23 protein-coding genes are annotated in these 22205 nt (G+C 72.8%); 13 read left to right on the forward strand and 10 right to left on the reverse strand.

Annotated elements, in window-relative coordinates; translation table 11 throughout:
* Positions 1-378: 378 nt before the first annotated feature.
* From IE326_RS08595 to gdhA, 3 genes are all read right to left on the reverse strand, one after another.
* Positions 379-1620: an RNA polymerase sigma factor gene (locus IE326_RS08595; RefSeq protein WP_190041198.1), complete on the reverse strand. Its 1242-nt coding sequence runs from the start codon at positions 1618-1620 to the stop codon at positions 379-381.
* Positions 1617-1979 (reverse strand): YciI family protein, encoded by a 363-nt coding sequence (locus IE326_RS08600; RefSeq protein WP_150230770.1) that lies wholly within the window; start codon positions 1977-1979, stop codon positions 1617-1619. The genes IE326_RS08595 and IE326_RS08600 overlap by 4 nt, the downstream gene beginning before the upstream one ends.
* 138 nt (positions 1980-2117) lie before the next feature.
* Positions 2118-3653 (reverse strand): NADP-specific glutamate dehydrogenase, encoded by a 1536-nt coding sequence (gdhA, locus tag IE326_RS08605; RefSeq protein ID WP_373310170.1) that lies wholly within the window; start codon positions 3651-3653, stop codon positions 2118-2120.
* Between the two features lie 145 nt (positions 3654-3798).
* Between gdhA and IE326_RS08610 the strand changes: the two genes are divergently transcribed.
* Positions 3799-5793, forward strand: a complete 1995-nt coding sequence (locus tag IE326_RS08610; RefSeq protein ID WP_229915252.1) for a PIG-L family deacetylase — start codon at positions 3799-3801, stop codon at positions 5791-5793.
* Between the two features lie 142 nt (positions 5794-5935).
* Here IE326_RS08610 and tuf read toward each other — a convergent pair whose 3' ends face one another.
* The 5 genes from tuf to IE326_RS08635 all read right to left on the reverse strand — a co-directional run bounded on the left by tuf (position 5936) and on the right by IE326_RS08635 (position 11184).
* Positions 5936-7129 carry an elongation factor Tu gene (gene tuf, locus IE326_RS08615; RefSeq protein ID WP_190041200.1) on the reverse strand — a complete coding sequence of 398 codons (1194 nt, stop codon included), beginning with the start codon at positions 7127-7129 and terminating at the stop codon, positions 5936-5938.
* Positions 7130-7287: 158 nt separating this feature from the next.
* Complete coding sequence (gene fusA, locus IE326_RS08620; RefSeq protein WP_150230768.1) at positions 7288-9414, reverse strand: elongation factor G; 2127 nt, start codon at positions 9412-9414, stop codon at positions 7288-7290.
* A 39-nt stretch (positions 9415-9453) separates the two neighbouring features.
* Positions 9454-9924: a 30S ribosomal protein S7 gene (gene rpsG, locus IE326_RS08625; RefSeq protein ID WP_030494244.1), complete on the reverse strand. Its 471-nt coding sequence runs from the start codon at positions 9922-9924 to the stop codon at positions 9454-9456.
* A gap of 2 nt (positions 9925-9926) precedes the next feature.
* Entirely contained in the window at positions 9927-10298 is a 372-nt protein-coding gene (rpsL, locus tag IE326_RS08630) for a 30S ribosomal protein S12 (protein WP_003948652.1), read from the reverse strand.
* Between the two features lie 436 nt (positions 10299-10734).
* A complete protein-coding gene (locus IE326_RS08635) occupies positions 10735-11184 on the reverse strand; it encodes a helix-turn-helix domain-containing protein (protein WP_150230766.1) in 450 nt (149 codons plus the stop codon).
* Positions 11185-11429: 245 nt separating this feature from the next.
* Between IE326_RS08635 and IE326_RS08640 the strand changes: the two genes are divergently transcribed.
* The 3 genes from IE326_RS08640 to IE326_RS08650 are packed head-to-tail and all read left to right on the forward strand — an operon-like array spanning position 11430 to position 12749.
* Positions 11430-11825, forward strand: coding sequence for a WhiB family transcriptional regulator (locus IE326_RS08640; RefSeq protein WP_190041201.1), 396 nt, complete (start codon positions 11430-11432; stop codon positions 11823-11825).
* Entirely contained in the window at positions 11818-12552 is a 735-nt protein-coding gene (locus tag IE326_RS08645; RefSeq protein WP_150230762.1) for a hypothetical protein, read from the forward strand. Before IE326_RS08640 ends, IE326_RS08645 begins: the two co-directional genes overlap by 8 nt.
* Entirely contained in the window at positions 12546-12749 is a 204-nt protein-coding gene (locus tag IE326_RS08650; protein ID WP_030759416.1) for a MerR family transcriptional regulator, read from the forward strand. The genes IE326_RS08645 and IE326_RS08650 overlap by 7 nt, the downstream gene beginning before the upstream one ends.
* Positions 12750-12822: 73 nt before the next feature.
* On the opposite strand, the gene IE326_RS08655 is transcribed toward IE326_RS08650, so the two are convergent.
* Complete coding sequence (locus IE326_RS08655) at positions 12823-13656, reverse strand: ATP-grasp domain-containing protein (RefSeq protein WP_150230760.1); 834 nt, start codon at positions 13654-13656, stop codon at positions 12823-12825.
* 304 nt (positions 13657-13960) lie between these two features.
* Here IE326_RS08655 and IE326_RS08660 point away from each other — a divergent pair, with 304 nt between their 5' ends.
* The 4 genes from IE326_RS08660 (at position 13961) to IE326_RS08675 (ending at position 15971) form a co-directional block, all read left to right on the forward strand.
* Positions 13961-14368, forward strand: a complete 408-nt coding sequence (locus tag IE326_RS08660; RefSeq protein WP_150230758.1) for a hypothetical protein — start codon at positions 13961-13963, stop codon at positions 14366-14368.
* 204 nt (positions 14369-14572) lie between these two features.
* The gene (locus tag IE326_RS08665; protein WP_150230756.1) at positions 14573-15178 is read left to right on the forward strand and encodes a phage tail tube protein; all 606 of its coding nucleotides are present in this window, start codon (positions 14573-14575) and stop codon (positions 15176-15178) included.
* An 89-nt stretch (positions 15179-15267) separates the two neighbouring features.
* Complete coding sequence (locus tag IE326_RS08670) at positions 15268-15558, forward strand: hypothetical protein (RefSeq protein ID WP_150230755.1); 291 nt, start codon at positions 15268-15270, stop codon at positions 15556-15558.
* A 149-nt stretch (positions 15559-15707) separates the two neighbouring features.
* Complete coding sequence (locus tag IE326_RS08675; RefSeq protein ID WP_373310171.1) at positions 15708-15971, forward strand: hypothetical protein; 264 nt, start codon at positions 15708-15710, stop codon at positions 15969-15971.
* Positions 15972-16101: 130 nt separating this feature from the next.
* Here the strand turns inward: IE326_RS08675 and IE326_RS08680 are convergent, their stop codons facing one another.
* Positions 16102-16977, reverse strand: coding sequence for a hypothetical protein (locus tag IE326_RS08680; protein WP_190041202.1), 876 nt, complete (start codon positions 16975-16977; stop codon positions 16102-16104).
* 297 nt (positions 16978-17274) lie between these two features.
* Between IE326_RS08680 and IE326_RS08685 the strand changes: the two genes are divergently transcribed.
* The 5 genes from IE326_RS08685 to IE326_RS08705 all read left to right on the forward strand — a co-directional run bounded on the left by IE326_RS08685 (position 17275) and on the right by IE326_RS08705 (position 22058).
* A complete protein-coding gene (locus tag IE326_RS08685) occupies positions 17275-17487 on the forward strand; it encodes a hypothetical protein (RefSeq protein ID WP_150230751.1) in 213 nt (70 codons plus the stop codon).
* A gap of 92 nt (positions 17488-17579) precedes the next feature.
* Positions 17580-18590 carry a hypothetical protein gene (locus IE326_RS08690; RefSeq protein WP_190041203.1) on the forward strand — a complete coding sequence of 337 codons (1011 nt, stop codon included), beginning with the start codon at positions 17580-17582 and terminating at the stop codon, positions 18588-18590.
* A gap of 28 nt (positions 18591-18618) precedes the next feature.
* The gene (locus tag IE326_RS08695) at positions 18619-19821 is read left to right on the forward strand and encodes a phage tail protein (protein ID WP_190041204.1); all 1203 of its coding nucleotides are present in this window, start codon (positions 18619-18621) and stop codon (positions 19819-19821) included.
* Positions 19818-21101: a phage tail family protein gene (locus IE326_RS08700; RefSeq protein WP_190041205.1), complete on the forward strand. Its 1284-nt coding sequence runs from the start codon at positions 19818-19820 to the stop codon at positions 21099-21101. Before IE326_RS08695 ends, IE326_RS08700 begins: the two co-directional genes overlap by 4 nt.
* A gap of 33 nt (positions 21102-21134) precedes the next feature.
* Entirely contained in the window at positions 21135-22058 is a 924-nt protein-coding gene (locus IE326_RS08705) for a phage distal tail protein (protein WP_150230743.1), read from the forward strand.
* Positions 22059-22205 lie beyond the last annotated feature (147 nt).

Genomic DNA, 22205 nt, shown 5'->3' on the forward strand with positions numbered 1-22205 from the left:
TCCACGTCCTCCTCCGACCCACGCGGTCGGGCGTGTCGCACTCCCTCTACGAAGAACTCCCGAAGGATTTCCCAACCAAGGGGGTGCGGGCCGAGGACCGCGGGACGGGGGTGAACACCCACCGGGCGCCTGGTCGGCACCCCGCTGGCACTTCCCGGAAGATTCCCGTACGTCCGCTCCTGAGAAGGGGCGACGAGTACTGTGGGACTCGCTTCCGGTCCTCCCGACGGGAGGCGTGCAGCATCGGTACTCAACCGAGCAACCCCGTTAGTCTGCCATACCGCCCCTCCGGGCCGCCAATCGGGGTCGAAGACTGTACCCCACGTCACGTACGGGCACACGCAGGGGGCGCACGGGCGCCCCGGCGCGCCCGCCCGCTCAGGACAGCCGGCGGGCCCGTTCCGTCAGGTGGCGCCGCTCCGGGGCACTGGTCGCCCGGCGGGCCGCCTCCCGGTAGGCGTCGGCGGCCGCGGCGAGGTCGCCGGCCAGCTCCAGCAGGTGGGCCCGGGTCGCCGGGAGCCGGTGGTGGCGGGCCAGGTGCCTGTCCGCCGCCAGGGTGTCGAGCAGCGCGAGCCCCGCCTCCGGGCCGTGCGTCATCGCGACGGCGACCGCCCGGTTCAGGGTGACCATCGGGTTCGGCGCCGCGTGCTCCAGGAGTTCGTACAGGGCGAGGATCTGCGGCCAGTCGGTCGCCTCCGCCGACTCCGCCTCGTCGTGGACGGCCGCGATCGCCGCCTGGAGCTGGTACGGGCCGACCCTGCCGCGCGGCAGGGTGCGGCTGATCAGCTCGACGCCCTCCGCGACCAGCGCGGCGTCCCAGCGGCTCCGGTCCTGCTCGGCGAGCGGGACGAGCTCCCCGTGCGGGCCCGTGCGGGCCGGGCGGCGGGCGTCGGTGAGCAGCATCAGGGCGAGCAGCCCGGCCGTCTCGGTGTCGTCGGGGACCAGCCGGCGCAGCATCCGGGCGAGCCGGATCGCCTCCCCGGACAGTTCGGGGGCGGTGAGGTCCTCGCCGGCGCTGGCCGTGTAGCCCTCGTTGAAGACCAGGTAGAGCACGTGCCGGACCTCGGCGAGGCGGGGCGCCCGGTCCTCGTCCCCGGGCAGCGCCGCCGAGAGCCCGCGGTCCCGGATCGTCTGCTTGGCGCGGCTGATCCGCTGCGCCATGGTCGGCTCGGGCACCAGGAACGCGGCGGCGATCTGCGCGGTGGTGAGGCCGCCGACGGCGCGCAGGGTGAGCGCGATCCGGCTGGGCGGCGACAGGTCGGGGTGGCAGCAGAGGAAGAGCAGGGCCAGCGAGTCGTCCCGGTCGGCGTCCGGGGGCGCGTCGGCGGGGTGCGCGAGGAGCGCGGAGTCCGGGGTGGCGAGCAGGAGGGCGTCCTCGCGGCGGCGGCGCGCGGCCTCGCCGCGCACCTGGTCGACGTACCGCCGCCGGGCGACGGTGAGCAGCCAGCCGTGGGGATTGTCCGGGACCCCCTGCTCGGGCCACTGCCGGGCGGCGGCGATCAGCGCCTCCTGGACGGCGTCCTCGGCGAGGTCGAAGTCGCCGTGGCGGCGGACCAGCGCGCCGAGGACCCGCGGCGCGTGCTCGCGCAGCAGGTCCTCGACTCCGTGCGAGCCGGTCACACGTCCGCCGCGGACTCGTGCAGGACCGGCCACAGCTCCACCGGGTCCACGTCCGCGAAGGGCATGTCCGCGGCGATGGCCTGGGCCCGCTCCGGGGACTCGCAGTCCAGCAGGTAGAAGCTGGCCAGGTACTCCTTGGTCTCCAGGTAGGGCCCGTCGGTGACGGCCGGGGCGCCGCCCTCGCGGCGCACCAGCTGGGCGGCGGCGGCGTCGGCGAGCCCGTAGGCGCCGAGCAGTTCGCCGGTCTCGCGGTACTTCCGGTTGAACGCCTCCTGGCGGGCGATCGCCTCGGGCCAGGCGTCGGCCGGGAAGGAGTCCCACTTGGCCTGGTTGCCGTAGATCATCGCGACGTACTTCATCTCGGGTGTCCTCCCCTGTGCCGCGCGCCCCTCCGGCGCGCTGTCACCCTACGGTCGGAGCCGCCGCGGCGATCTCTACACGGCCCGGAAAGATCTTCGGAAAAAAATCTTTCCGGGCCGTGCCGGGGGCGTGCGGGGTCAGATCACGCCCTGCGCGAGCATCGCGTCGGCGACCCGCTCGAAGCCCGCGATGTTGGCGCCGGTGACGTAGTCGCCGGGGGCGCCGTACCGCTCGGCGGTCTCGTGGCAGGTGCGGTGGATGTCGGCCATGATCCCGGCCAGCTCCTCCTCGACCCGGGCCGGGGTCCAGGAGGTGCGGGAGTGGTTCTGGGCCATCTCCAGGGCGCTGACGGCGACGCCGCCCGCGTTGGCGGCCTTGCCGGGGCCGAAGGCGACGCCGGCCCGCTGGAGGAGGTGGACGGCCTCGGCGGTGGTGGGCATGTTGGCGCCCTCGGCGACGGCCTTCACGCCGTTGCGGATCAGCGCGGCGGCGTCCTGTTCGCCCAGCTCGTTCTGGGTCGCGGACGGCAGGGCGACGTCGGCGGGGACCTCCCAGACCCGGCCGCCGGGCACGAAGCGGGCGGAGGCGCCGCGCCGCTCGGCGTAGTCGGCGACCCGGCCGCGCTCGACCTCCTTGATCTGCTTGAGCAGGTCGAGGTCGATGCCCTTGTCGTCGTAGACGTAGCCGCTGGAGTCGGAGCAGGTCAGCGGGTTGGCGCCGAGGGCGAGGAGCTTCTCGATCGTATACAGGGCGACGTTGCCGGAGCCGGAGACGACGGCGCTCTGGCCCTCCAGGTCCTCGCCGCGCTCGCGGAGCATCGCGGCGGCGAAGAGGACGCTGCCGTAGCCGGTGGCCTCCGGGCGGATGGCGGAGCCGCCCCAGCCCCGGCCCTTGCCGGTGAGGACGCCGGCCTCCCAGCGGTTGGTGATGCGGCGGTACTGGCCGAAGAGGTAGCCGATCTCCCGGCCGCCGACGCCGATGTCGCCCGCGGGGACGTCGGTGTGCTCGCCGAGGTGGCGGTACAGCTCGGTCATGAACGACTGGCAGAAGCGCATGACTTCGGCGTCGGAGCGGCCGTGCGGGTCGAAGTCGCTGCCGCCCTTGCCGCCGCCGATGCCGAGGCCGGTGAGGGCGTTCTTGAAGATCTGCTCGAAGCCGAGGAACTTGACGATGCCGAGGTTCACCGAGGGGTGGAAGCGCAGGCCGCCCTTGTAGGGGCCCAGGGCGCTGTTGAACTCGACGCGGTAGCCGCGGTTGACGTGCGTGCGGCCCCGGTCGTCCTGCCACGGGACGCGGAAGATGATCTGCCGCTCGGGCTCGACGAGCCGCTCCAGGAGGCCGGGCTCGGCGTACTCGGGGCGGGCGGCGAGGACGGGCGCGAGGGTGTCGAGGACCTCGTGGACGGCCTGGTGGAACTCGGGCTGGGCCGGGTTGCGGTGCTCGATCTCGACGCGCAGGGCGTCGAGGGCGGACCGGGCGGCGGTGGTCTCGGCGATGGGCTGGGACGGCACGGAGTACCCCCTTCTGGCGCGGCTGCGCGCACCAGGGAAGCGGTGCGGAGCTCGGCGCCGTTGCCGAGCGTTGACGGGCGGCGTCCTCGCGCGCCCCCGCACCTGTGGGACCGCCGCAGACCCCACTGTTACATCCAGGTGAATGCACGCACCAGTAAGCATTCGGCTCCGTCCGGCATGCGAGACGGCACGGATCCCCGTGGCGGCCTCCGCCGCGGGCCTCCGGTGGCGTTCCCCGCCCGGGGCAACCCCGGCCCCCCGGCGCCCGTCTAGCCAGGGACCGACCCCGGGGGAAGGGCCACCAGCCGTGCACCGACCGCGCACACCGTCCCGCCGCACGCTCCTGGCCGCCGCCCTGGCGGCCCTGGCGGCCGCGGGCTCCGCCGGCTGCTCCGTGCCGGACGTCCGCCGCGCCTCCCCCGCCGCCGATCCGGCGCCGGGCAAGCCGCTCGCCGCCGGGGAGCCGGGCCGGGCGCTGCTGCTCCAGGTCGTCGCCCACCCCGACGACGACCTGTACTTCATGAACCCGGACGCGCAGCGGCTGCTCGCCGCCGGGGTGCCGCTGGTCTGCGTCTACGTCACGGCCGGCGAGCACACCGGCGTCAACCGGGTCGCCGGCATGCCCGCGGCCCCGCCGGACCGGGCCGCCTACTCCGCCGCCCGCCGCCAGGGCCTGCGGCAGAGCTACGCGGAGGCGCTCGGCCTGCCGCTCTTCACCCCGTGGCGGCGCTCCGCCCTGGCCGTGGGCGGCGGACGGAGCGCCGAGCTGGCGGTCCTGGCGCACGGCGGGCGCCGGGTCGAGCTGGTCTTCCTCGACGTGCCGATGCACACCCCGCGCCACTACATGGCGCTGCCCGCGCTGTGGGAGGACCGGGGGCTGGAGCTGCCCGCGCACCGCTCGGCGGGGTCGCCGGCGGACCGCTCGGGACCGTACGACCACGAGGGCCTGGTCGAGGCCCTGACCGGGCTGCTGCGCCGCTACCGGCCGACGGTGGTGCACACCCTGGACCCGGACCCGGACGTGCAGCCGGGCGACGACGCGACCCGCCGCCGGGACTCCGAGCAACCGGGCCTCTCGGACCACGGGGACCACACGGCGGCGGCCTGTTTCGCCTGGGCGGCGCTGGTCCGCTGGGTGGCCGAGGAGGTGCGGGGCGGGGCGCCGGTGCCGCTCTTCGCGGCGACCGCCTTCCGCGGCTACTACAACCGGCACTGGCCGAAGAACCTGCCGCCCGGGGTGCTGGCGGAGAAGGCGGCCCGGCTCGTCCCGTACGGCGGCGACCCGTCCTGGGCGTGCGGGAACCCCTCGGGCTGCGGCGACTACGGCGTGGGCGGGGGGCGGCCGCTGGCCAGCCGCAAGGGCTGGGTCCGCTCCACCCACCGGCGCTGGCCGGGCGCGGGCCCGCGGCTCGCCGAGGAGCCGGACGGGCGGCTCGCGGCGTACGGGGTGGCGGGGCTGCGCGCGGTGCGGTGGCGAGAGACGGCCCCGGGCGCGTGGGGGCCGCCGGAGGACCTGGGCGGCGGCCCGCTGTCGCCCGCGCTGGGCTCGGCGGTGCTGCCGGACGGCCGGGTGCTGCTCGTGGGGGTGCGTCTCGCGGCCCTGGAGGGGCGCGGGGGCCCCAACCGGCGGGAGGTGGTCCTCCTGGAGCAGCGCTCCCCCGGCGGGCCGTTCCTGGCCTGGCGGGGGCTCGGGACCCCGGAGCCGGGGGCGGACCGCAGCCGGCGGCTGGGCTCGCCGGTGGCGCTCGCGCTGCCGGACGGCCGGGTCCGGGTGCTGGTGCGCGGCGCCGGGCGGGTGCCGGCCGAGCGGGTGCGGGCGGCGGACGGCACCTGGGGGCCGTGGCGGATGCTGCCGGGGGACGCGGTGGTGCAGGACGGTCTCGCCGTCTCGCTGGACGCGGCGGGCCGGACCCACGTGTACGCGGCGGGACGGGAGTCCGTACGGCACTGGGTGGACGGCCGGGAGGCGCCGGGGCCGCTGCCGCTGTCGGGTTCGGCGGTGGCGAGCGCGGCCGGGGAGCTGTACTTCCGGCCGCCGGCCTCGGCGCGGCTGCTCGGCCCGGGGGGCGCCGACGCGGGCCTGGACGGCTCCGGGGAGGTGCTGGCGGCACACTCGGCGGCGCTGGGCACGGTGCTGCTGGGGACGGACGAGCGGGGCCGGGCGGTGGTCCGGGCCGGCGGGAGGACGCGCACCCGCGCGGCGGGACCGCCGGCGGTGGCCGCCGGGCTGCACCTGGGCGGGCGCGGGGTGACGGTGGTGGGCCTCGGCCCGGACGGCCGGCCCTGGTCCTGGCGGCCCTGAGCCCGTCCCGTACCCGGGGCCCGTCCCGTACGGCCCCGGGAGGCGGGGGCCGCCCGGGGAACGCGAGAAGGCCCCGCACCTTCCGGTGCGGGGCCTTCCCTCACTGCTAGCAGCTCGTACGAGCTACCAGGTCAGTCCAAGATCAGGCAGTGATCTTGACGACCTGGCCGGCGCCGACGGTCCGGCCACCCTCACGGATGGCGAACTTGAGGCCCTCCTCCATGGCGACGGGCTGGATCAGCTCGACGGACATGGAGGTGTTGTCGCCCGGCATGACCATCTCGGTGCCCTCGGGGAGGGTCACGACGCCGGTCACGTCCGTGGTACGGAAGTAGAACTGCGGGCGGTAGTTGTTGAAGAACGGGGTGTGACGGCCACCCTCGTCCTTCGACAGGATGTAGGCCTGGGCCTCGAACTTGGTGTGCGGCGTGACCGAACCCGGCTTGATGATGACCTGGCCGCGCTCGACGTCCTCGCGCTTGATGCCACGGAGGAGCAGACCGACGTTCTCACCGGCCTGGCCCTCGTCGAGCAGCTTGCGGAACATCTCGATGCCGGTGACCGTGGTGGTGGTCTTCTCGGTCTTGATGCCGATGATGTCGACGGTCTCGTTGACCTTGAGGACACCACGCTCGATGCGACCGGTGACGACGGTGCCACGACCGGTGATCGTGAAGACGTCCTCGATCGGCATCAGGAACGGCTTGTCGACGTCGCGCTCGGGCTGCGGGATGGACTCGTCCACGGCCTTCATCAGGTCGAGGAGCTTGGCACCCCACTCGGCGTCGCCCTCGAGGGCCTTGAGCGCGGAGACGCGGACGACCGGAAGGTCGTCGCCCGGGAACTCGTACTCGGAGAGGAGCTCACGGACCTCGAGCTCGACGAGCTCCAGGATCTCCTCGTCGTCCACCATGTCGGCCTTGTTCAGGGCGACGACGATGTACGGAACGCCGACCTGGCGGGCCAGGAGCACGTGCTCCTTGGTCTGCGGCATCGGGCCGTCGGTGGCGGCGACCACGAGGATGGCGCCGTCCATCTGCGCGGCACCCGTGATCATGTTCTTGATGTAGTCCGCGTGACCGGGGCAGTCGACGTGGGCGTAGTGACGCGACTCGGTCTGGTACTCGACGTGCGCGATCGAGATCGTGATACCGCGCTGGCGCTCCTCGGGAGCCTTGTCGATCTGGTCGAAGGCCGAGGCCTCGTTCAGGTCCGGGTACGCGTCGTGCAGCACCTTGGTAATGGCGGCCGTGAGGGTCGTCTTACCGTGGTCGATGTGACCGATGGTGCCGATGTTGACGTGCGGCTTAGTCCGCTCGAACTTCGCCTTCGCCACTGGGGTCCTCCTGGAGTGGTTCTGAACGCCTTGCTTCATCGGCGCCAGGTGATCTTTGCTGGGGTGCCGTCCGGCGGGGGGTGTCCTCGCGGGACGGCCCCCCACCGGTCGGTGTCAAGCCTAAAGCGTGTACACGCGGTGCGTTGAACGCGGTGGTGTTACTCGCCCTTGGCCTTCGCGATGATCTCCTCGGCGACGTTCCGCGGAACCTCGGCGTAGGAGTCGAACTGCATCGAGTAGCTTGCGCGACCCGAGGTCTTGCTGCGGAGGTCGCCGACGTAGCCGAACATCTCCGACAGGGGCACGAGGCCCTTCACGATGCGGGCACCGTGACGCTCCTCCATGGCCTGGATCTGGCCACGGCGGGAGTTGATGTCGCCGATGACCTCGCCCATGTAGTCCTCGGGCGTGGTGACCTCGACGGCCATCATCGGCTCGAGGAGCACGGGGGAGGCCTTGCGCGCGGCCTCCTTGAAGGCCTGCGAACCGGCGATCTTGAACGCGAGCTCGGAGGAGTCGACCTCGTGGTAGGCACCGTCGAGAAGAATGACGCGGACGCCCGTCATCTCGTAGCCGGCCAGGATGCCGAACTGCATGGCCTCCTGCGCACCGGCGTCGACCGAAGGGATGTACTCCTTCGGGATGCGGCCACCGGTGACCTTGTTCACGAACTCGTACGACGCCTCGCCGCCCTCGATGGGCTCGATCGCGATCTGCACCTTGGCGAACTGACCGGTACCACCGGTCTGCTTCTTGTGGGTGTAGTCCACGCGCTCGACGGCCTTGCGGATCGTCTCGCGGTACGCGACCTGCGGCTTGCCGACGTTCGCCTCAACCTTGAACTCGCGACGCATGCGGTCGACGAGGATGTCGAGGTGGAGCTCGCCCATGCCACCGATGATGGTCTGGCCGGTCTCCTCGTCCGAGTGGACCTGGAAGGAGGGGTCCTCCTCCGCGAGACGCTGGATGGCGACACCCAGCTTCTCCTGGTCACCCTTGGACTTGGGCTCGATCGCGACCTGGATGACCGGCGCCGGGAAGTCCATGGACTCCAGGATGACCGGGTTCTTCTCGTCGCACAGCGTCTCACCGGTGGTGGTCTGCTTCAGGCCCATGACGGCGACGATGTCGCCGGCGCCCACCGAGTCGATCTCCTCACGCTTGTTCGCGTGCATGCGGTAGATCTTGCCGATGCGCTCCTTCTTGCCCTTGACGGAGTTCAGCACCGCGGTGCCGGCCTCCAGGCGACCGGAGTAGATCCGGACGAAGGTGAGCTTGCCGAGGTGCGGGTCGCTCGCGATCTTGAACGCGAGGGCCGACAGCGGCTCGTCGTCGGACGGCTTGCGCTTGACGACCAGCTCGGCGTCCTTGACGTCGTGGCCCTCGATGGCCTCGACGTCGAGGGGCGACGGCAGGTAGCGGACGACGGCGTCGAGCAGGGGCTGGACGCCCTTGTTCTTGAACGCGGTGCCACAGAACACCGGGGTGACCGTGGTGTCGCCGCCCTTGCCGGACGCGATGGTGATGCGACGGATCGCGGTGTAGAGCTGCTCCTCGGTGGGCTCGTTGCCCTCGAGGAAGAGCTCCATGAGCTCCTCGTCGTTCTCGGCGACGGCCTCGACGAGCTTGGCGCGGTACTCCTCCGCCAGCTCCTGCTTGTCGGCCGGGATGTCGACGACGTCGTACATCTCGCCCTTGGTGGCCTCGGCGGACCAGACGAGGGCCTTCATCTTCACGAGGTCGATGACGCCCTCGAAGTCGGCCTCGGCACCGATCGGGAGCTGCATGACGATCGGGGTCGCACCGAGGCGGCTCACGATCATGTCGACGCAGCGGAAGAAGTCGGCACCCGTGCGGTCGAGCTTGTTGACGAAGCAGATGCGCGGAACGCCGTAGCGGTCCGCCTGACGCCAGACGGTCTCGGACTGGGGCTCGACGCCGGCCACACCGTCGAACACGGTCACGGCACCGTCGAGCACGCGCAGGGAACGCTCCACCTCGACGGTGAAGTCGACGTGACCCGGCGTGTCGATGATGTTGATCGTGTGGTCGACGTTCTCGAGCGGCCAGTGGCAGGTGGTGGCAGCGGACGTGATCGTGATGCCACGCTCCTGCTCCTGCTCCATCCAGTCCATCGTGGCAGCGCCGTCGTGGACCTCACCGATCTTGTACGAAACGCCGGTGTAGAACAGGATCCGCTCGGTGGTGGTCGTCTTGCCCGCGTCGATGTGGGCCATGATGCCGATGTTGCGCACCTTGGCCAGGTCAAGCGAAGTGGTAGCCATAAGGCTTCAGTCTTCTCTCGGTCTCGATGGGGGTTGCGACTACCAGCGGTAGTGCGCGAAGGCCTTGTTGGACTCGGCCATCTTGTGCGTGTCCTCACGCTTCTTGACCGAAGCGCCCAGGCCGTTCGAGGCGTCCAGGAGCTCGTTCATGAGGCGCTCGGTCATGGTCTTCTCACGGCGGGCGCGGGAGTAACCGACGAGCCAGCGCAGCGCGAGGGTGGAGGCACGACCGGGCTTGACCTCGATCGGCACCTGGTAGGTGGCGCCACCGACACGGCGGGACTTGACCTCGAGAGCCGGCTTGACGTTCTCGAGGGCGCGCTTCAGCGTGACGACCGGGTCAGCACCGGTCTTCTCGCGCAGGCCCTCCATGGCGCCGTAGACGATGCGCTCAGCGGTGGAGCGCTTGCCGTCGAGCAGGATCTTGTTGATCAGCGACGTGACAAGAGGAGAACCGTAGACCGGGTCGATGATGACCGGGCGCTTCGGGGCGGGGCCCTTACGAGGCATTCTTACTTCTCCTTCTTGGCGCCGTAGCGGCTGCGGGCCTGCTTGCGGTTCTTGACACCCTGGGTGTCGAGGGAGCCGCGGATGATCTTGTAACGAACACCAGGCAGGTCCTTCACACGGCCACCGCGCACGAGCACGATGGAGTGCTCCTGCAGGTTGTGTCCCTCACCCGGGATGTAGGCCGTGACCTCGATGCCGCTGGTCAGACGCACACGCGCGACCTTACGGAGGGCCGAGTTCGGCTTCTTCGGGGTGGTCGTGAACACACGCGTGCAGACGCCACGGCGCTGGGGCGAACCCTCGAGAGCGGGCGTCTTGTTCTTCTCGACCTTGTCCTGCCGGCCCTTCCGGACCAGCTGCTGGATCGTAGGCACTACTTCTCCGGTTTCTGTGTGCCGTAAGTACTACTAACCTGGAACATTCACCGACCCACGCGGTCGGGAGTGTCGGATCCGGTGGACCTCCCGCAGAGCGCGGAAGGGGCTCGGATCACGGTGGCCGGTCTCGGACTCACCGTGCGGTTGTGGACACGCACAGGAGCCCAGGCACACCCCAGGCACAAGGCATGAGCGTACCTATCGCACGGACTGCGGTCAAAAGAAATGGAACCCGCCCCCCTTACCGTGAAGATCGTCCGGGCTCCGCTCCCCCGGACTCCGCGCCGGGACGCGGCCCCGCGCACGCCCCCGTCCCGGCGGGCGCCGGGGCGGGGGCCGCGCCGGGGACGCCGCGCGACCGCCGGTGCGGCGAGGGCGACTCGGGCGGATCCGGCCCGTGCGGCGGCCCCGGGCGGGGCCGCGGCCGGGCCGGTCAGTCGCGGGCGCTGCGGCGGGGCTCCGGGCGGGAGTCACCGGCCTCGGGGGCGGCGTCGGGCTCCAGGAACTGGCTGACGACCTTGACGAAGACGCCCATGCGCTCGTCGGGGACGCCCAGCCAGCGGGCGAAGTCCTCCATGGTCGGCTGCCAGTCGGACGGCGGGAGGAGGTCGGCCGCGAGGGGCAGCTCCTCCGGGGTGACCCGGCCGGAGCGGATCAGCATGTCCCGGACGGAGACCCCGAGGAGCGGGGCGATGCGGCGCATGGTCTCCAGGTCGGGCATGCTCTGCCGCTGGAGCAGGCGGGTCACCGCGGCCCGGTGGACCCCGGCCTCGTCGGCGATCCGGGACTTGCCGCCGCCGCGCGGGCTGTCGATGTCGTACCCGCGCCGTCTCATCAGGTTTTCGACCCAGCCGGCGAACTCGTCGAGCCCTTGAGTGTTCATGCGCTACCGCTCCCTCATCTCCCCCACCCTCCGGGCCCCTCACTCTAGCGTGCTTGCGCGCACGGAATTACGTGCTTTCGGGCGCGCAATCGTGTCGAATCGGTAAAGGGTCCTCCACGATGTTAGTTGCGAGCTCGCACGCAACATGTAAGGCTGCTGGCGCCGCACTCGCCGGCCTCCCGCACGCCGGGTCCCTTCGGGGTCCCCGGGCGTTCCGGCGGCCCCGGACCGTGGAGAGAACCGTCTTGTCCCAGCCCGACCCCACCCCCTGGCAGGCCGCCGCCGCGTGCGCCGGCCTCTCCCCGTCCGTCGTCTTCGCCCGCCGCGAGCGGCAGGCCGCCCCCGCCCTGCGGGCCTGCGCCTCCTGCCCCGTCCGCCGCGAGTGCGCGGAGGCCGTCGCCCCCGCCGAGAGCTGGTTCGACGGCGTCTGCGCGGGGCTCCTCTGGCGCAACGGACGCCCCGTACGGCCCCGTTCGTCCGACGCGTCCCGGGCATCCCGTACGTCCGCCGGGCCCCGCACGCCCCGTGTGCCCGACGCTCCCCGCCCCTCCCCCGCCGACCCCTTCGACGCGCGGGCCGTCGCCGCGCAGCTCGACGCCGTGCTCGCCGGGGCCGGGACCCGTGGGGGCGGCCGTGACTGAGCCGTCGTCCGCCGCCGAGGCCGTCCTGCGGGACGTCGCACTCTGGGCCGCCGCCCTCGCCCGCCAGTTCCCCGAGCTCGCCGAGGAGCTGGCGCCCGCCCGCCGCTCCCCCTCGGGCGCCGCGCCCGCCGTCCCGCACCCGGCCGCCGGCGAACTCCTCCGCCAGGAGCGGCGCGAGGCGCTCCTCCTGGAGCAGCGGCACGGACTCGCCGTCCCCGGGCACGGCGCCGCCCCGATCCGCCTGCACGTCTCGGACTGCATCCGGGACGTCACGGACGGCGTGGTCGAGCTGGAGGAGGCCGTCCGGGCCCGGCTCGGCCTGTCCCGGCCGCCCCGCGCCGGGGTCGTCGAGCGGCTCCGCCGGATCGTCGGGCTGCTCGGCGCCGTCGCGGCGCACCCGGACCTCGCCCGGCACGTGCGGGACGAGGTCCGGCGGATGGCCCGGCGGTGCGCCCGCACGCTGGGCGCGGCGGAGTCCGTGGTGCGGGTGGCCGGGCGCTGCCCCTGGTGCGACTCGGTCTCCCTGCGGGCCTTCCCGGACCGCCGGGCGGTGCTGTGCGTCAACCCGGCCTGCGTGTGCGTGGATCCGCTGTGCGGCTGCCAGGACGACCCGGCCTACCGGCACCTGTGGCGGGAGGCGGAGTGGCAGGAGCTGGCCGACGCCTCCGGGGCCCGTACGGAGGAGATCGCGGCGGCGATGGACGAGACGGAGGAGACCGCGTGCTGAGCTCGCCCCACCTGCCGGCCCTGATCCCGGGGCCGCTGGCAGCCGAGGAGGCGGGCGTGGCGCCCGCGACCATCCGCAAGTGGGTCCAGCTGGGCCACCTGCGGGCCGCGGGCAGGGCGGGCCGGGCGCAGCTCTTCCGCCTGGAGGACGTCTTCGCGGCGGAGCGGGCGGCCCGCCGACGGCCGCGCACCGCCTGACCCGCACCGCCTGACCCGCACCACCCCGTTCCGCGCAGCGCCCCCGTGTCCCGATGGACGCGGGGGCGCTTCGTCATGCCTTCAGGAAGTCGTGCAGCGAGCGGGTCAGCTCCCCGGCGAAGCGGGCGCGGCCCGGCTCGTCGAGGCGGTCGAGGGAGAGGTACGGGTTGAGGTCCTCCAGTTCGACGAGGAGGAGGCCGCCGTCGGGGGCCCGGCAGGCGTCGACGCGCTGGACGCCGTGGCGCAGGGTGTTCCAGGCGACGAAGCCGCGCGCGAAGTCGAGGTCGCCGGCGGTGGGTTCGTACGGCACCAGTTCCCAGCGGCGCGCGGGGTCGGGGGCGTACAGCGCGTACTGGAAGCGGTCGTCGACGAAGTAGAAGGAGACCTCGTACCGGAAGTCGATGCGGGGCTGGACGAGGATCTCCCCGTCCTCGTACGGGAGTCCGGCGAGCTCCCCGTACGGGACGAAGCGCAGACCTATGGAGTCGGCGCCGGCCTTGGGCTTGACCGCGTACGCGTCGGCGGCGGGGAGCCTGCCGAGGTCCTCGGCGCGGTCGGCGGTGGGGATGACGGGGTGGCCGGCGGCGGTGAGGTCGAGGAGGTACTGCTTGCCGGCCATGTCGCCGCGGCCGTGGAGCGGGTTGTAGACGCGGGTGCCGAGGGCGGCGGCGCGCTCGCGGAAGCGGTCGTGCGCCTCCCGGTGGTGGAGGACCGGGCCGCTGTTGCGGACGACGACGGCGTCGAAGGCGTCCATGAGGGCGGCGGCGTCGCCGGGGTGGCAGAGGGCGAGGTCGAAGGAGGCGCGGAGGCGGGCGGTGAGGTCGATGTCCTCGTCGCAGTAGCGGCGTCCGCGGGCCGGGTAGGCGAGGTCGGTGACGTAGAGCAGGCGGGGGCGGTCGGCGGACACGGGCGGCTCCTCGGGGTCGGGGGAGGGCCAACCTATCGGCCGGTGCCGGTGGGGCGATAGGCATCACCGCAGGTCAGGGGCGTACCGATGGCGCCGGGGGAGGGGCGGGGCGGATCGGCCGCCGTTTTAGTTGCGTGCGCGCACGCTCTCTGTCACAGTTGGTGCAGCGGCGGAGCTGTGCCCGCGAGACGGGCCGCGGCTCCGCCGTTCGCCGTCCGGGCGCGGCTCCGCGCCCCTCCCCCTCCCGCCGGAGCCCCCGGACGGCGCCCCTCCCTCCCACCGCCCCTCCCCGAGGAGAACCGTCATGACCACTCCCCCGAGTGCGTTCCCGGACGTCGAGAAGCTGGTCGTCGACGTCCTCAAGGCCGACCCGGCGCTGGCCGGGGCGGTGATCGCCGTCCAGGCGCCCGCCGGGTTCGACGGCACGCAGAACGCGGTCCTGGTCAACCGCCGCGGCGGCGCCTGGATCGGCGACCTGCACGTCGACATGCCGCTGATCGAGTTCGAGGTGTACGGGCCGACGAAGAACGCGGCCCACGTCCTCGCCAACGGCGCCCGGCGGGCCCTGCTCGCCACCCTCGGCAAGCAGCTCGGCGCGCACACCGTCCACGACGTGGAGGAGCAGGACGGGCCGCGCTGGCTGCCCGACTACCTCTACCGGGGCGCCAACCGCTACCTCTGCGTGCTGCGCCTCTCCCTGACCGTCTTCTGACGGCCCCGGCCGCCCCCGGCGGCCCCCCGCCGCGCGAGGACGGCTCCGGCCGTCCACCAGCGGCCCCCGCCGTCGCGAGAACGGCCCCGGCCGCCCCCGGCGGCCCCCACAGACCAGGCCCCGTCGTCCGGCGGGGCCTTTGCCGTGCCCGGACCTTCCCTTCGCCGGGCGCGGCGCCCTCACCCACCCAAGGAGAAACCCACCATGGCAGGAAACAACTCCGCCGAGATCCGCGTCGCCGGCTCCGGCAAGCTCTTCGTCGCCGACGCCGGCGCCACCCTCCCGGCCTTCGGCACCGACCCGGCCACCGACTGGGCCGCCGCGACCTGGACGAACCTCGGCTACACGACCGGCGACGGCGTCACCTTCTCCAAGAAGGACAAGCTGGAGCCGATCGACACCTGGCAGTCGGTCTCCCCGGTGCACTTCATCTACTCCAGCCGCGACCTCTCGCTGAAGTTCTCCCTGCTCCAGTTCAACGAGGACACGCTGCCGTTCTTCATGGGCGGCGGCGAGGTCAAGGCGGAGGCGACCCCGGCCACCGACACGTACAAGTACGAGATCGCCGAGCGCCCGTACGCGGACGCCCGCGCCCTCGGCCTGGAGTTCACCGACGTCAAGGTCGGCGGCACCGCGGTCACGTACCGCTTCATCATCCCGCGCGGTCAGGTCACCGCCTCCGACGACATCAAGCTGGCCCGCAAGGCGGCGTCCACCCTGGGCATCACCTTCACCGCGATGTCGAACGGCGACGGCAAGCCGCTGGCGACCTTCCTCATGAAGGACAGCCAGTACGGCGCCACCGCCTGATCCGGCCCCACCCGGGGCGGGACGGCGCACCGCCGTCCCGCCCCGCCCCCTCCCCTCCTCACCCCTCCCGACAAGGAGTACGCATCACCATGGCCCGTTTCGACGTCAACGCCGCCCGCGCCCAGCGCCAGGAGGCCCACGGCCGCAAGTGGTCCTTCGAGCTGGACGGCGAGACCTACACCCTTCCGACCGAGCTGAGCCGCGCCACCGCGAAGGGGCTGCGCGGGCTCGACGACAACGACGTGGACGGTCTGCTCGAACTCCTGATGGGCGAGGAGCAGTTCACCCGCTTCGAGGAGCACGACGTCACCATGCAGGACATCGCCGCCATCCTGGAGGCCTACGGCAAGGAGACCGGGCTCGGCCTGGGGGAAGACTGAGCCTCGTCGAGTTCGTCGACGAACACGCCGAGGCCCTCGAAGCGGACTTCATCCGCTACTACGGGGTCGACCTCCTCGACTGGCACCGCGGCGAGCTCTCCAGCCGGCGGGTCCTCGCGCTGCTGAAGCACCTGCCGCGGGACAGCGCCGTGCAGCGCGAGCTGCACGGCGAGACGGCCGAGTGGTCGATCACCGACCATCTGCTGGCGGCGACGGTGGACCACCTGGCCGTCGCCAACTGGATGTTCCAGTGCGTGAACGCCGGCGAGGACGGCGACCAGCCCGACTTCCCGAAGCCCGTGCCCCGGCCGGGCGTGACGGACGAGGAGGAGAAGGGCGAGGGGGACGCGGCCGCCCCCGCCGGGGAGACCCCCGCGATCTCCCCCGGACAGCTCGCCCAGTTCTTCGGCTGACCGGCCGGACCGGCCGGACAGGTCGGGCAGGTCGGTCCGGTCGGGCAGGTCGGGCAGGTCGGCCCGGTCCGGCCGTCGGGCGCTCCCGTGCCGCGGCGTCCCTCCCCGAGCCTCCCCGGGTCCGTTCCCGTCAGGGAGCGGACTCCGGAGGTGCTTCCTGCGGGCGCTCGGCGGCCAGGTCCTCCTCCAGGGCCTTCGCCCGCTCGGAGAGGCGCCGGCCCCGGCCCGGCCGCCGCTCCTCGCCGGGCGCGTCCGGGTCCCGGCGCTCGCCGGGCGGGGACTGCTGGCCGGGCACGTGGGCGAGCGGCGGGACGATCGGACGGCCGCCCTTGCCGCGGACGACCTTCCGCACCGGGCGCGGGTTCCGCCGGCCGCGGCTCTCCTGGGCCGTGACCGGGAAGTCGGGCTCGGTCTCCGGCGCGGGCTCCTTGCCGTGCTCGGGCTCGGGCTCGGAGCCGTACGGACCCGGCTCCGTCCCGTACGGGCCGGGCTCGGAGCCGTACGGGACGGAGCCGGGTCCGTACCTCCCCGGGTCCGGTTCCGGATCCCGCTCCGGCTCGCGCGCGGGACGCTGTTCGAACAGTTCGCGCTCCCGGCGGACCCGCTCCTCCGCCTCGACCACGGAGGCCGGCGGTTCGAGGAGACGGGCGAAGGGGAGCGCGATGACGCGGGCGCCGTCCTGCGGGCCGCCGTCCGTCCGGCGCGGCGGGCGGCGGACGCCCCGCGCGTCGTTCTGCCCCTGGGCGTACGCGTCGGCGACGCGGCGCTCGTACTCCCTCCGGATGCGCGGGAGTTCGTCGGCGACGGCCTCGGCCCAGCCGGAGGTGAAGGCGCTGGTCTCCCGGCGGTCGACCTCGGCCCGGGGGACGAGCAGGAGCTCCTCGGGGGCGTAGCCGTGGACGTGGACGAGCTCGGAGAGCCGAGCGAAGAGGTGGGGCAGGTCGGGGTGGACGGCGAGCCAGTCGACCCCCCGCTCCCGCCGGTTCGCTCCCGGCTCCGTGTCCATGCGTCAGTGCTGCCTTCCAGCCCCCTGGGGTCCCCGCGCGCCCCTCGCGCCCCGTGCCTCCCGGAGCGGTCAGGTCCGGAGAGCGTCCTCCAGGTTACCCGGTTCGTTTTTCCTTCCGACCACCGCCAACTCGTTCGGCTACCTGACGAGAAGACGCGCCGTCAGACCTTTCACGCTCGACAAACCGAGAACAGATGTTCCACACTCTGTTCGCACAACAGTTCGAAAATGTGGTGCCCCCGCTCCCCCGCGGCGCCGCCACGCACGCACGGGCAAGCAACCGGAAGGCAGGCGTCCATGACCGAGAAGGCCGAGGCACCCCTCTCGTACACCCCGCTCCAGGACCGCCTCCGCCAGCTCCTCGACGGACCCGCCGCCCTCGACAAGAGAGCGCTGCTCGGCACCCTGTGCGCCGAGGTCTCCCGCCGCGAGACCCGCGCGTACGCGGCCGGCTGGAACGACGCCCTCGCGGCGCTGTCGCACGGCCCCCGCCGGGAGAACGGCGCCTAGCCACGGCGTGCCGCCCCACGAACGAGCCCCTGCCGGGACACGGCAGGGGCTTTTCGGCGCTTGGCCCCCGACGGGCCGGAAGCGGAGCAGACATGACGACGAAGGACAAGGAACAGGAGATCCTCGACAAGATCTCCGAACTGAAGGCCGCGCTCATCGAGAGCCGGCCCGACCCGAAGAGCACGAAGAAGGACCCGAAGCCCGACCTGCCCTCCCTCCTCAAGCACCACCTCATCAACGTGGACCAGAAGGTCGCCACGCAGGACTTCATCACGAAGCACTTCGCCGAGGCCCTCAAACAGATCAAGGACATCCACACCGAGGCCACCAAGAACCAGTGGACGGAGTTCGCGGAGGCCACCCCCATCGCCGGCGGCTTCGTCGCGGCGCTGGAGAAGTTCTTCGAGAACAGGGAAGACCCGGCCGTGAAGTGGGAGCGGTGGCTCTACGCGGCCCTCGCGGGCGCCGCCATCGTCGTCCTGCTGCCCTTCTTCAAGGGCCTGGCCGTCAACCTGTCGCGAACCGCGCAGACCTTCCGTCCCGGCGGCGACAACAGCCCCGAGGCGCGCGCCGGACGACGGATCATGACCAGGAACCCCGACGGCGGCTGGATGCGCGAGACGCTCGGCGCCGTCAACCAGCGCGAGGCCCGGGTCTGGGCCGGCGGCACCAGCCTCGCCGACCTCGTGGGCAACCCGGCGAACGCCCAGAACGCCGAAACGCTGACCAGGGCACTCGAAGGCCTCAACCCCCAGGTGGAGATCTTCAACCGGCACGCCCCCTCGTTCCTGGACTCGTTCAAGCGGCTCCCGCGCGAGAGCAAGGCCACGAAGGCGGCGAACGCCGTCGGCACGATGCGCGAGGCCGTCAAGCAGGTCAACGTCCGGAAGCTGGTGAAGCTCGCCGAGGGCCTCGAAAGGCTCAACACCGCCCTGGGCGAGTTCCACCCCACGAAGCTGCCCAAGGAGGGCGACATCGCGGGCACGGCCACGGCGATGAACAACCTCGCCAGTGAGACCGGGACCCTGCGGACGAAGTTCCAGGAGCTCCAGGGCACCATCCGCTCCCTCGACCAGCAGATCGGCACGGCCACCGGCGGCTGATCCCCCCACCCACGAAAGGAGGCAAACCATGTCCCTCGTCAGTTCCCTCAAGAAGTCGTCCGACTCCCTGCGCGCCCTCAAGACCCAGGCGTCCGGTGCCGGCGGCGCGGTCAGGAAGGTCGGCAGCGCCGGGCAGTCCGCGTCCGGGCAGCTCAGGACGCTGCGTACGAACGCCCAGGGCGCCGGCACCCAGCTGAAGAACCTCAAGACCGCGTCCGACCAGGCCGAACGCGCCATGAAGAAGGCCGGCGACACCGCCCAGTCCGCCGGCGGCAAGCTCGGCAGGTACGAATCGGGCGCGGGCAAGGCCGCCAAGGGCCAGGACCGGCTCAACAAGTCCATGAAGGGCAACTTCCTGGTCCGGCTGCTCGAACTCTTCATGCCGCTCATCGAGGCCGTCGTCGACATGGCGCTGCGGTCGAAGACGATGCAGACGGTCCTGAAGAAGGCGTTCGGCGCGGTCAAGAGCGTCATCAGCTCCGTCATGAAGGCCGTCGGGCCGATCATGAAGAAGGCCGGCTCGCTGATCAAGACGGTCTGGAACGGCATCAAGAAGGCGATCTCCACCGTCGTCAAGGCCGTCGCCACCGTCATCAAGACCTACGTGAAGATCTGGAAGACGGTCATCACCACGGTCATGAAGGCGATCAAGACCGTCATCAGCACGGTCTGGAACGGCATCAAGCGGGTCATCACCCCGGTCGTCAACTGGATCAAGAGCGCGATCCCCAGGGCGTTCAGCGCGGTCAAGGACAAGATGTCCTCGATCTGGAACGGCCTCAAGTCCATCGCGTCCCGCGCCTTCGACGGCATCAAGAACGGCGTGAAGGGCCCGATCAACTCCGTCATCGGACTGATCAACCGGATGATCGGCGCCCTCAACCGGGTCAAGGTCTCCGTGCCCGGCTGGGTCCCCGTCGTCGGCGGCAAGACCTTCGGCGTCTCCATCCCCACCATCCCGATGCTCGCCACCGGCGGTGTCGTGATGCCCCGCAGCGGCGGCGTCCCCGCCATCCTCGCCGAGGCCGGCGAGGCCGAGGCCGTCCTGCCGCTCTCCAAGCTCGACCGGCTCCTCGCCCTCACCGCCCGCCGCGCCCGCCAGGCCCAGGGCCAGGCCGCCGGCGGCGGCGGACTCCACATCGAGCACTACCACGCGGCCCGCGGCAGCGACCCGCAGACCACCGCCGACGCGCTCATGTACCTGGTGAAGGCGCGGGGAGCCCGCGCATGAGCGCCGCGGTCGTCGCGATGCCCCGCTTCCGCCCGCTCGCCTCCCCCCTGCGCGGCCTGCGCACGGCCGCCACCGGGGCGGACGGCCCGCTCCGGAAGCTCACCCAGGACGTCCGCCGCGCGGCGGGCGACCTCACCGGCCTCGCCGCGTCCCTCCGCACCGCCGGCACCTCCGTCCGCGCCCTCGGACAGCAGGCCGCCGCCCCCCGCGCCGCCCTCGACAAGCTCCGCCGCTCCCCCGCCGCCACCCGCCTCAAGCGGGTCGCCGACGCCTCCCGCAGGGCCCGCACCGCCGCCGGCCGGATCGGCACCGGCGCCGGCGCGGTCCTGGGCCTCCTGCTGCCGCTGCTCCCCGTCGCCGACGTCATCACCGGCCTGATGGGCACCTTCGGCACCGTCATGACCGTCGCCTCGGTCGCCATGACCGGCGTCAACGTCGCCATGCGGGCCAACCCGCTCGGCTTCCTCGTCGGCCTGATCGTCCCCGTCGCCGCGTACCTCGTCGAACTGGCCGTCAGCTCCGAGACCGGGCAGCGGATCATCCGGCAGGCCCTCCAGCAGGCCCTCAAGGGCTTCCAGGCCGTCTGGAACTTCCTCAGCCCCTTCATGAAGGCGCTCGGCAAGGCCCTCGGGACCTACGCCAAGGCGTACCTGACCGTCTTCAGGACCGCCCTCAAGGTCGTGGGCGCGGCCATCGGCGGGATCTCCCGGATCGGCTCCGCCGTCCGCTCCGCGAGCAACGCCCTGCGGTCCGTCGCCTCCCGCACCATCGGCGGGATCAAGAGCGCGGTCCAGCCCGTGGTCCGCTGGATCACCGACAAGGTCCCCGGCTTCTTCCGCACCGCGAAGGACGCCGTCTCCAAGGCCCTGCGCGGCATCGGGGAGCTGGTCGAGGGCGGCCTCAGCGCCGTCCTCGGCGTGGTCAAGGGGCCCGTCAACGGCCTCATCGCCTTCGCCAACTGGATCATCGACGGCCTCAACGAGCTGAGCTTCGAGATCCCGCTCACCGGCAAGAAGTTCGGCGTCTCGCTCGACAAGATCCCGATGCTCGCCGAGGGCGGCATCGTCGCGCCCCCCGAGGCCGGCGAGTACCGCATCGACGCGCTCGGCGAGCTGGAGCACCGGCGCGTCCCCGCCCTCACCGAGGCGCCCCGGCCGCCCCACCGGATCCGCGACTTCCACGAGGAGCCCGGCGCCGGCCCCCGGTCGACCGCCGAGGACCTGCTCTTCCTGCTGGCCGCCCACGCCGACGGCGGCGCCGGACAGCCGGTCCTGACCTGACGAACCACCCACCCGAAGTGAGGTGACGGCCGCATGGCCGAGACCACGATCCCGTACGCCGGAAACTCCTCCACCGCCGACCTCGCGCCCGGCTCCCTCATCACCCAGGACGGGCAGATGCAGTGGGCCGGGCTCCTCATCGGCCCCGGCACCCCCTTCGCCGTCGACAAGTCCGGCCTGACCGGCTGGGAGGACCTGCCCGAGTACGACTCCTCCGACGCCGACCGCCCGACCTCGCACGGCGCCTGGCCCGGCTCCCGCTACGCCAAGCCCCGCAAGACCGGCGGCACCATCGTCCTGATGCCCGAGCACGGCGGCGCCCCCGCCGCGCTCCGGGCGCTGCGGCAGGCCCTGGCCCTCCTCGACGAGGAGCGCTGGCTCGCCGTCCGGCTGCACGGCGAGACCCTCGCCGTGCGCGCCCGGATCGCCCAGCGGGTCGTCCCCGCCGACCAGGGCTTCGCCACCCAGGGCAGCTCCCGCATGTCCGTGCAGTGGCTCGCCGCCGACCCGCGCCGGTACGCGGTCAACGAGCAGCTCGTCGCCACCACCCCGCCGCAGCCGGAGTCGGGCCTCACCTGGCCGCTGAACTGGCCGCTGAACTGGGGCGAGGCCAAGTCCACCGGCGACGCCACCGCCGAGAACACCGGCTCCGCCGCCACCCATCCGGTGATCGTCTTCCGCGGCCCCTGCTCGATGCCGTGCGTCACCGAGCGGGTCAGCCGGCGGCGGCTGCGGTACGCGATCGACCTGGCCGCCGGCGACGAGCTCACCGTCGACACCCGCGCGGGCACGGTGATGCTCAACAAGTCCGCCTCCCGGCTGCACACGGCGATGGCCGACTCCACCCCGGAGGAGCTGTTCGTGCTGGAGCCCGGCCGCAGCGACCTGTCCTTCCGGCCCGAGAACGGCACCGAGCAGGCCCTCATGACCGTCCGCTGGCGCAGCGCCGAGTGGTGACGGCCCGCTGACCCCCGCCGGGCGGCACCCGCGCGGGTGCCGCCCGCCGCGCCGTGCGGCCCCGCCCCGCGGTCGCACGGCGCGGCCCCGCGGCCGTACCGCGCGGCCCCCACGGCCGTTCCGCGCCGCCCCTCCCCTACCCCGAGG

The organism is Streptomyces filamentosus, from assembly GCF_014654895.1.
GTDB lineage: Bacteria > Actinomycetota > Actinomycetes > Streptomycetales > Streptomycetaceae > Streptomyces > Streptomyces filamentosus.